This is a genomic window from Phyllobacterium sophorae (genome assembly GCF_003010965.1).
GTDB classification, from domain to species: Bacteria; Pseudomonadota; Alphaproteobacteria; order Rhizobiales; family Rhizobiaceae; genus Phyllobacterium; species Phyllobacterium sophorae.
Genome location: NZ_PGGM01000032.1, coordinates 1 through 9,476 on the forward strand (window position 1 = coordinate 1; position 9,476 = coordinate 9,476).

The following is a 9,476-nucleotide window of genomic DNA, read 5'->3' on the forward strand; positions in this document are numbered from 1 at the left end:
ATCATGTGGTTTTTTCCATCGTCGGCGCGGACACCTTCTTACGTGCCGTTCCCGATTATGGTAGCACTACCTCAACGGCACAATTGCCCAGCAATGCGCCACTGCCGCCAAATCTGCCCCGCTTACCCCCGCAGCAGGCTCTGGAGGGGCAGATGGGCGAGATCGTAACGCATTGAAATCATGATAAACGCTCTATTAACTAGAAGCTATATCGTTAGTGGCTTCCGTCATGGCGGCAAAATTCTGGTCAGATAAGTCAGATAATCACTTCCGATAAGTAACCCTTATCGGAGGTGATGTGTACAGGCAGCTTGTACGCTGGTGATTGCGGTGCTACAGTCGCTGCAAAGCCCAGTCAGGGAGCCGCCCATGCCGCAGACCACCTACAAGATCAGTGAAGCCCGGAAAAATTTTGCCGCGGTCCTCGAGCGCGCCAACCAGGGCGAGGAAATTTTTATCACGCGCGGCAACGAAGTCTATGCCCGCATTGGCCCGGCCGACGGCGGCAAACGCCCGTTCGGCCTGTTGCGCCAGCGCGGCCTGCCGGACGACCTGTTCGACGGGACCGATGCCGAGCAGGCGGCGATCGATGCCGGTGACTGGAACGACGATACCGGCGTCTGGCAGGGCGAGCCAGGCGGCCGCGCGCCCAAGCCATGAAACTGCTGCTCGACAGCCACGCCGTCTACTGGTGGACGATCGGCAGTGGCCGGCTTTCTGGGAAGGCACGGTCGCTGATCGAGGACAAGGCCAACACCGTCCTGGTCAGCGCCGTATCCTTCTACGAACTCGACAACAAGATGCGCCTGAACAAGCTCGATCTCAAGCCGCAGGAATTGCGCGCCGCCGTCGCCGCCAGCGGCCTGCAGACCCTCGCCATCAGCGATCTGCACGCCGAGCTTGCAGCAAGCTTCGACTGGGATCACCGCGATCCGTGGGACCGTATCCTCGCGGCGCAGACACGGCTGGAGCTTTGCGCGTTTGTCTCGACCGATGTGGTGTTCGACGCGATTTTGCATGAACGGGTCTGGTAAAAGGGGCAGCGGTGAAGATTTGCGTCGAAATTGCCGAGGCGGCGGAGCGGCTTGAAGAATTGATCGACCTTGCCCTGCGCGACGATGAGGTCACTATCTGTCGCGACGGACATCCCGTCGCTGCCATGACCGCCATCCCGATAGCTGACCATGGCACGATCGATGATGTTTTCGCGCTTATGGCCCAGGGACGGCCGACGACGAGTGGCCAGACCTCAAATCACGATGAATTCTATGACGAGAACGGACTGCCGCAATGAGCAAGCCATCGTCACCTTCGATCGAAAAACGCGCCGGGGAGATCGACACGATCGCCGCGGTGCTGCCGATCGGCCGCCGCGACAAGCTCGCCGAGCTGTTGACCGACCAGGATGTCGAAACACTCAAACATCTCGTCAGCCAGGGCATGGGTGAGAACACGCTGCGCGCGCTCGCCTCCGACCTTGCCTATCTGGAAGCCTGGTCGCTCGCGGCGACCGGCGCGTCCCTTCCCTGGCCGTCGCCGGAGGCACTGCTGCTGAAATTCGTCGCCCATCATCTGTGGGATCCTTCGAAACGAGAGAGCGATGCCGATCACGGCATGCCGGCCGACGTCGACCGCGAATTGCGCAATGGCGGCTTCCTGCGATCTGCCGGCCCGCATGCGCCAGATACTGTGCGCCGGCGGCTGGCCAATTGGTCGACGCTGACCAAATGGCGCGGCGCCCAAGGCGCCTTCGCCTCCCCTGCCCTCAAGTCGGCGATCCGCCTCGCCGTCCGGGCCGTGCCGCGGCAACGCCGCCGCAGGAGCGCCAAGGCGGTCACCGGCGACGTGCTGGCAAAACTGCTCGCGACCTGCGGCGATCACCATCTCCGCGATTTGCGCGATCGGGCGATCCTGATGGTCGCCTTCGCCTCCGGCGGCCGTCGCCGCAGCGAGGTCGCCGCCCTGCGCAAAGAGCAACTGACCATCGAGGCGCCGGTCAAGGGTGAGGATGGGAGCCCCTCTCCTCCCTGTCCATCCACCTCGGCCGCACCAAGACTTCCGGGGCCGGCCAGGACGAGGTGGTCTATCTCACCGGCCGGCCTGTCGAGGCGTTGAACGCCTGGCTGGCGGCATCAAAGATCGACAAGGGCAGTGTGTTTCGGGCGATCGACCGCTGGGGCAACGTCAGGAGCCGCGCCCTTGATCCGAAGGCGGTGAACGATATCGTCAAGAGCCGCGTGGCCCAGGCGGGGTTCGAGCCGGGGGAATTTTCGGCGCACGGGCTACGCTCCGGCTATCTCACCGAGGCGGCGAACCAGGGTGTTCCCTTGCTGGAAGCGATGGAACAGTCGCGCCACAAATCTGTGCAGCAAGCGTCCGCCTATTACAACAGTACTGATCGCAGGCATAGCCGCGCAGCAAGGCTAATCGCTTGAGCACGCAGTTCCTCGCCTCTAACCTGTCCCGCCGCCTGGAGCTGCTCCTCAAGCCTTGCCTTTTTGCAATAGAACGCCGTCATGGGCTGTTAGCGAGTGGAAAAACCTGGATGGCTCCGTTCCTGCGCTCATGGCCCTCGTATTCGCAACGGATTGCGGTGGCGCCACGCGCCAAGGAATACGGATCCCACAAGACGATTTACAACCGCTTCATCCGCTGGAGCAGACTTGGTGTGTTCGGTCCGGTTTTGACCGAACTCGCAGCCAGCGCCTAAAGTCAAAGCAGTGCTTGCAGACCAGGGTTATAACGCCAACTGTTTTCGATACGCTCTTGCCGAACACAAGATCACAGCATGCATCCCGTCAAAGGCCGACAGAAAGGTTTCGGGTCCCGCATCCTATATGGACAAACAGAGCCGTAAGATCGAAAACATGTTCGGAAAGCTCAGTACTAGCGTCGCATGCACCCCCGATATGACCGCCGAGCCCGCACCTTCCGCTCAAGCGTGGATAGCGGGCAGCGGTCATTTTCAGGCTCCGATCGATGAGTCGCGACCTTTGCACTGCCAATTACAACACGCCACAAGCTTAGGTGCGTATCGAAAAGCGGCCCGCACTGCCGTGCCTGAATTGCGCGAATTGGTTTGCTTTCACGATTCGCGTCGCTTGTTCGCGCGCAACGGCCTGACAACCTTGGCCGCCCCGAAATTAGACTGCGGTCTAAATCACAAAAACTGTTTGTAATATCAAAAGGGTAACAGTGTTTGGCCCCATCGGTATTATTGCGTGCTCTGACGCGCAATCGGCAATCCACAGCAAAGACTCCCGTTAACCTTTTGTTAAGTTTAAAGTTCTTGTCGAATAAAACGAATCGGACATAATGACGGCATTCGGACGGATTTCTCGGAAATGCCGTCACTTGGGGTTTCAGGAACAATGAACATCGCAGCGCTAACTAAAAAAGCATCTTTCGATGACACGATTCTCGCACAAGGTCGCGAGATATCTCGGAAACTGAATATGCTTCGCATGGAAACTTTTCCACCGAACGCGCGTAAGACCCTTCGCCAATTTTCGCTGGCGGAAGCCGCCCATTTCTTGGGTGTATCGACCAGCAACCTCAAGAAGTTGCACTTGGAAGGGAAGGCGGTCGAGCCTACCATTCATTCTGGTGGCCGAAGGACGTATTCGGCGGAGCAGATTATGCAGTTGCGTCAATGGCTCGATCGTAACGGTCGCGCCGATGTTAAAAAATACGTTCCACATCGGCGGAGTGGCGAGAAACTTCAGATCGTAGCCGTGGTCAATTTCAAGGGGGGGTCAGGCAAAACCACCACGGCTGCTCATCTCGCTCAGCATTTGGCTCTCACTGGTCACCGTGTGCTCGCTCTCGACCTCGATCCTCAGGCGTCCCTCTCCGCATTGTACGGAATTCAGCCTGAGCTCGATCAGAATCCGTCGATATATGAAGCCATCCGATATGATGACGAACGGAAGGCTGTGTCTGAAGTTATACTTCCAACTAACATCCCGGGGCTCGATGTGATTCCTGCTTCACTTGAGTTGCAAGAGTACGAATACGACACTCCACTGGCGATGCAGAGCAAGAACCCGATAGAGGGCAAAACATTCTGGAACCGTATCGAGAAGGCGTTGAAAGAAGTTGATGATCGCTATGACATTGTCATCATCGATTGTCCACCTCAACTGGGATACCTGACGCTAACGGCGCTTGCTGCTGCAACAGCGGTGCTCATCACGGTTCATCCGCAGATGCTGGATTTGATGTCAATGTCACAATTTTTGTTGATGCTCGGCGACATCTTGAAGACCGTTAATGCTGCTGGCGGCGATGTCGATCTCGACTGGTTCCGATATCTAATCACACGCTACGAGCCAACGGATATACCGCAGGCGCAAATGATGGGCTTCATGCAGTCCATGCTGGCACCTCAGATGTTAAAGAACCAGATGCTCAAATCGACTGCGATATCGGACGCAGGCCTTACAAAACAGACACTGTATGAAGTCGAGAAATCGGGCATGAATCGACACACTTATGAACGTGCGATGGAGTCCATGGAGGCCGTTAATTCGGAAGTCCGGGATCTCATTCATGAGGCATGGGGACGGATGAAATAGACTGCAGACTAAATGCGAAATTTACTCAATGGAATCAGCTCATTGAACCGATTTCGAGGAACGTAAAATGGCACGGAAGAATATTTTTGAAAGCATTATGAAGGACGACTCCGTCATTGAGGACGAATCCGAGCCTAGTTCTGGATTTCGCAAGTTTGGGGCAGCGAAATCAATGTCCTCGTCCATCGATGAGTTGGCCAAACAGGCTTTGAAGTTAATTGACGGTGAAACTGTCGTTGAACTCGACCCGGACATTCTAGACGGTTCGTTCGTTGCTGATCGTATGCCAGAAAACGACGATGAAGACTATCGGGAATTGTTCGAAGCCATAAAGGAACGAGGGCAGGACACCCCTATTTTGGTTCGACCACATCCAAAAGACAGCCGTCGTTTTATGATCGTGTTTGGCCATAGGCGTGTAAGAGTGGCGAAGGAACTGGGGCGAACCGTCCGCGCTGTCGTAAAAAACCTTGCGGACTTGGATCACGTCATTAGCCAGGGCCAGGAGAATTCAGCGCGAGCGAACCTGAGTTTCATTGAGCGTGTTCAATTTGCCAATCGACTGGAGAACCTTGGTTATACGCGGGAAACCATCCAGGCAGCGTTGTCCATAGATTACCAAACATTGTCGAAAATGCTGACCATTCCCAAGGCAATTCCGGACGGTATCATAGCAGCCATTGGCACAGCGAAAGGGATCGGCCGTGACAGATGGCTTGATCTGCGCAAGCTTATTGAAAATCCGCGTCACACAGCGGTTGCCGAGAGCTACGTTGCTAGTCCGGACTTTGCTTCGACATCGTCGGCCGAACGCTTTGATCTTCTCTATAATTTTCTTAAGGGATCAAAGTCGAAGAAGCCAATTAGAAAGGGTGCCGGATCTAGTTCCGAGACAGCCTGGGCTACTGCCGACAAATCAGTGAGTGTGATTGCCAGAGTTTCTGGCAAGACATTCTCGATCGCATTGAAAGAGAAGGACGCCCAGGAATTTGGTGCATTCATCACCGATAGCCTTGATCAGCTCTATCAAGCGTTCAAAGAATCGAAAAAGATGACTGGAACAGGAGATTAAAACCGCAAAAGAAAAAAGCCCCCGTACGTTGCCGTCGCGGAAGCCTTTCTCGTAAGTCTCGCAGCTTCAGAATCGCATTTCCCCGAATCAGTGTCAAGAGTTATTGGCGTCGTTCTGGCGAGCGGAAATCTTTTGCCTTTTTGAAAAGGTGAATGGAGATGATTGGAAATCTCATAACGACCCCTTTCGGGGGCCGGGCGATGACGCTTGCCCATCTGAAAGCCCAAACACAAGCGCAGGAGATCAATGAAGGCAAGACGGCCGACAAGTGGCAAGTCTATCGCTGGCTGTGTGAAGGCAAGGAAGTCGTCGGTGTGGGCGACCGGGCCTTGGCGGTGCTCAATGCCTTGTTGTCGTTCCTGCCCGACAATGAACTGTCTGCGGAAAACGGCCTGGTGGTCTTTCCCTCCAATGTCCAGCTCTCCATGCGTGCCCACGGCATGGCCAATGCCACATTGCGCCGGCATTTGGCAGCACTCATCGAATGCGGCTTGATCACGCGCAAGGACAGCCCCAACGGCAAACGCTATTCTCGCAAGGGCAGGGGAGGGGAGATCACCGATGCGTTCGGTTTCTCTCTGGCGCCGCTGCTGGCACGCGCAGAAGAACTGCAGCGGGCCGCAGAGAGCGTGCGGGCAGCCTCGATGGCCCTCAAGCTCGTCCGCGAGCGCATCACGCTGCACCGGCGCGATATCGGAAAGCTCATCGAGGTTGCCGTCGAGGAAGATGTTCCCGGCGATTGGGGAACGATCTGGAAGCGTTTTCGGGCAATTGTGGAGGCAATCCCGCGCCAGGCTGTGCTTGCCACACTGGAGCCAATCCTGAGGGATTTGGCGGCATTGCATGACGAAGTCGTTATCCTGTTGGAAAAACACATAAATAAAGAAAATATGAGCGCCAATGAGTCTCAATATGAACCGCAGCAACAGAATTCAAAACCCAACTCTAATTCTGATCTTGAACCTCGCTTAAGAAACAGCCAAGGGTCCAGACCCGAGCTGATAAAAACCAGGGCCGAAGATGCAACAAAGGCCTATCCGCTCGGATTGGTGATGAAGGCCTGTCCGGAAATTACGGACTATGCGGCGAGCGGGATCAGCAATTGGCGCGATCTGATGACCACGGCAGCGCAGGTCAGGGGCTATCTCGGTATTTCCCCCTCGGCCTATGAGGATGCGCTTGATGTCTTTGGCCAGGAGAACACCGCCATCGTCATTGCCTGCATCCTGCAGCGAGCCCAGAACATCAACTCCGCCGGCGGTTACCTGCGGGCTTTGACCGAAAAGGCGAGGGCAGGGGAGTTTGCCGTCGGGCCAATGCTAATGGCGGCGCTGAAGGCCAATGGCGTGCAGCCGCAGTTGGTGACCGGGGCGTGATGGTGGGTCCAGTGGGGCTGGTTATCCGCCAGTTCCTGGCTGTTGCAGCGGAGTGGTTGGAGCCAGGCTGGGTGGTGCATCTTCGGTCGAACAAAAAGCGAGCGCTGCCAGCAGCGCAAATCCCATGACCAGCGCGGGGAAGAAGAGGTACTGTTGTCGCATCTGTTTCCACCGTTCGGGCACAATTCGAGGTGTATTTTTCCCAGGGGAACATCACCTGATTGGATCGAGGAGCGCCAGTATGTCAAACCACCCGGATTTGGTTTGATTGCTTTTTGAGCAGTATCCGGCTTTGACCGCCGCCGGCGCAGCCCGGTGTTTCGAGATAGCGCTCGTATGTCTTGCGCACCTCGTTTGCGGCCCGTTGCTTCGATGCCTGGTCACCGCTCATTATACCTTGGCGGAATTGCGAATGGCCAAGCAGAAAAATCCAGCGCCAGCGACCTTTGAGCAAACCGCCATCGATGCGATAGATCCGGCCTACATCAATCCCATTCGGCGCTATCGCTGTGAACTCGTGCGACGGCTCTTTTGCTCCAACACTGGTTTTTTGCCAAACGATGTTATCCATGGCTCTCAAACTCTGTTCTCGCCCTAATTGTTTCATCCGGAAACAAGGATAGCCAGCAAACGTGTCATCAAGATATGGTGACGAAAATCTCTGGAGATCGTAGGGGCTCAACCATGCATGGGCGCAAGCTGCTTCCATTGTTGCGTTGAGCTCATGCGTCATTTCGATCGTCAGGTGCTATGTCGATGGGATCAAGGCCACGCATTACTCTTAGCCTGTTCGCCGTTGCAACCGAGAGATTGGTCCAGGTGTCTTCGATGATTTCGGCCGCGTCGATGAAACTCTCGTCCAGGTCGTGCTCGTTCATGAGCTCGACAATCCGATCGAAGTCTTGGGCGCCCGATTCCACCATTCTGTAGAGCCGGGACGCTTGTTCAACGCTCAGATCGGATGCGGCTAGCGCATTGTCTACGTCCTTTGCGACATCCCTCACCAAATCCGCTTGTTCCTGTAGCGTGGCGACCCAGTCAACAGCCATGGATTTCTCTCACCTAATAGAATGAGCAGGGGTGAATAACGTCAATTCCTGGCCTGCGCAACAAGGCCGAGCTTTCTGGCCCGGTCAAGCAGGTGTTTTACCGAGGAAGCTGCCCATGTCGATGATCCGCGCGGTGTGCGCTCATGCATCGCCTCAAGCTGGCTGGCAATATCACGGAACGTCAGGTCGGGGTTGGCGTTGGCAATTCCGGTGGTCAGCGACATCAATCGGTCTTGCGGCGTGCGCCGAGGCGAGGGGACAATCAATCCGGGATCAGCCAGTCCCTCGCGCACCAGCCGTTTGACCGACCGACGCAGGCGATCGACCGACCATTTCTGTCACTGTCTCGCGGTTGAGGCGCCGCGCCACGTCTTCCCAGGGATGATCCGGACGCATGCGCTGCACGATTGGTAACCATGATGACATGGTTGTGGTCAAATCCGCGAGATGGCTGCGTTCTCGTGCCCGCGACGCCTTGGCAAGCGCATCCGGCCGCAGTTCACGGAAGCCGGCATTGCCAGGCATCCTGCCCCGGGCTTTCGCCGCCTTGATCCCAGCTTTCGTGCGTTCGGAAATCAGTGAGCGCTCCAATTGCGCGACAGCGCCCAGAACCTGCAAGGAGAACATCCCCTGCGGCGTCGACGTATCGATTGGATCATGCAGGGAGCGAAAATGCGCGCCCACCTGCTCCAATTGCTCGATGACCTGAAGCAGATGGCTAACTGACCGCGCGAGACGATCGAGACGAACCACGACCAGCACGTCGCCGGCTTTGATCTCGCGCAGCAGCTTCGCCAGTACGGGTCGGGCCCGAGACGCGCCGGAACCTTGTTCTTCGAAGATTTCGTGGCAGCCGGCAGCCTCTAACTGGATAAGCTGAGCTTCATTTGTCTGTTCCTCGGTTGAAACACGGGCATATCCTACGAGACGTGGGTTTGAGATTCGTTTCATATCGAGATTTTAGTCGCAGCTTTGTACAATATCGGAAGTTATGGATAAACGGTCAGTTGAAAATGCCGATAATAAGAAAATGCACGGCGCTACGGCCTACCAAACCCCCGAAATACAAGGGAAACGGGTGTTTGGACGACCACAGACACGCACTGTTACATCGATTGACTGTGAGCGGCAGTACCTTAATGGCAGGTATCTGAATGTGAAATTGCTGGTCTGGCGAGACGAAGCTAAATGGCAGTTGGGTGCCGTTTGGTGAAAAGTATTAACGTAAACAGCTTCTTAAAGCCGTCTAAGTAAGCCGCAACAAAAGTTCTATCGGGTAAGCGGGGCAGATTTGGCGGCAGTGGCGCATTGCTGGGCAATTGTGCCGTTGAGGTAGTGCTACCATAATCGGGAACGGCACGTAAGAAGGTGTCCGCGCCGACGATGGAAAAAACCACATGAT

Annotated in this window: 9 protein-coding genes and 3 pseudogenes; 8 read left to right on the top strand and 4 right to left on the bottom strand. The window is 56.0% G+C overall.

Annotated features, from left to right (window positions below; genetic code table 11):
* The first annotated feature begins 369 nt into the window (after window positions 1-369).
* From CU103_RS30750 to repC, 8 genes and pseudogenes are all read left to right on the top strand, one after another.
* Window positions 370-660, top strand: coding sequence for a type II toxin-antitoxin system Phd/YefM family antitoxin (locus tag CU103_RS30750; protein WP_106667805.1), 291 nt, complete (start codon window positions 370-372; stop codon window positions 658-660).
* Window positions 657-1,034, top strand: coding sequence for a type II toxin-antitoxin system VapC family toxin (locus CU103_RS30755; protein WP_106667806.1), 378 nt, complete (start codon window positions 657-659; stop codon window positions 1,032-1,034). Before CU103_RS30750 ends, CU103_RS30755 begins: the two co-directional genes overlap by 4 nt.
* 11 nt (window positions 1,035-1,045) lie before the next feature.
* Window positions 1,046-1,294 carry a type II toxin-antitoxin system Phd/YefM family antitoxin gene (locus tag CU103_RS30760; protein ID WP_106667807.1) on the top strand — a complete coding sequence of 83 codons (249 nt, stop codon included), beginning with the start codon at window positions 1,046-1,048 and terminating at the stop codon, window positions 1,292-1,294.
* Window positions 1,291-2,435, top strand: a pseudogene (locus CU103_RS30765) (site-specific integrase). The gene CU103_RS30760 and the pseudogene CU103_RS30765 overlap by 4 nt, the downstream one beginning before the upstream one ends.
* 144 nt (window positions 2,436-2,579) lie before the next feature.
* Window positions 2,580-2,678 (top strand): annotated as a pseudogene (locus CU103_RS32440) (transposase); the annotation flags it as partial.
* Window positions 2,679-3,371: 693 nt separating this feature from the next.
* Window positions 3,372-4,577 (top strand): plasmid partitioning protein RepA, encoded by a 1,206-nt coding sequence (gene repA, locus CU103_RS30770; protein WP_106667808.1) that lies wholly within the window; start codon window positions 3,372-3,374, stop codon window positions 4,575-4,577.
* Window positions 4,578-4,644: 67 nt separating this feature from the next.
* Entirely contained in the window at window positions 4,645-5,649 is a 1,005-nt protein-coding gene (gene repB, locus CU103_RS30775) for a plasmid partitioning protein RepB (protein ID WP_106667809.1), read from the top strand.
* Between the two features lie 158 nt (window positions 5,650-5,807).
* A complete protein-coding gene (repC, locus tag CU103_RS30780) occupies window positions 5,808-7,025 on the top strand; it encodes a plasmid replication protein RepC (RefSeq protein ID WP_106667813.1) in 1,218 nt (405 codons plus the stop codon).
* 244 nt (window positions 7,026-7,269) lie between these two features.
* On the opposite strand, the gene CU103_RS30785 is transcribed toward repC, so the two are convergent.
* The 4 genes and pseudogenes from CU103_RS30785 to CU103_RS31885 all read right to left on the bottom strand — a co-directional run.
* Window positions 7,270-7,758, bottom strand: coding sequence for a hypothetical protein (locus CU103_RS30785; protein ID WP_146147910.1), 489 nt, complete (start codon window positions 7,756-7,758; stop codon window positions 7,270-7,272).
* On the bottom strand, window positions 7,748-8,074 hold the full coding sequence (locus CU103_RS30790) for a hypothetical protein (protein WP_106667811.1): 327 nt from the start codon (window positions 8,072-8,074) through the stop codon (window positions 7,748-7,750). Before CU103_RS30790 ends, CU103_RS30785 begins: the two co-directional genes overlap by 11 nt.
* 41 nt (window positions 8,075-8,115) lie before the next feature.
* Window positions 8,116-9,025, bottom strand: a pseudogene (locus CU103_RS30795) (recombinase family protein).
* Window positions 9,026-9,258: 233 nt separating this feature from the next.
* A partial coding sequence (locus CU103_RS31885; protein ID WP_210203868.1) for a hypothetical protein occupies window positions 9,259-9,476 on the bottom strand: 218 nt, incomplete at its 5' end.

Excerpts from the sequence above, each read along its gene's own strand:
- CU103_RS30750 (WP_106667805.1), top strand. The coding sequence starts at position 370 with ATGCCGCAGACCACCTACAAGATCAGTGAAGCCCGGAAAAATTTTGCC.
- CU103_RS30755 (WP_106667806.1), top strand. The coding sequence starts at position 657 with ATGAAACTGCTGCTCGACAGCCACGCCGTCTACTGGTGGACGATCGGC.
- repA (WP_106667808.1), top strand. The coding sequence starts at position 3,372 with ATGAACATCGCAGCGCTAACTAAAAAAGCATCTTTCGATGACACGATT.
- repB (WP_106667809.1), top strand. The coding sequence starts at position 4,645 with ATGGCACGGAAGAATATTTTTGAAAGCATTATGAAGGACGACTCCGTC.
- repC (WP_106667813.1), top strand. The coding sequence starts at position 5,808 with ATGATTGGAAATCTCATAACGACCCCTTTCGGGGGCCGGGCGATGACG.
- CU103_RS30785 (WP_146147910.1), bottom strand. The coding sequence starts at position 7,758 with ATGACGCATGAGCTCAACGCAACAATGGAAGCAGCTTGCGCCCATGCA.
- CU103_RS30790 (WP_106667811.1), bottom strand. The coding sequence starts at position 8,074 with ATGGCTGTTGACTGGGTCGCCACGCTACAGGAACAAGCGGATTTGGTG.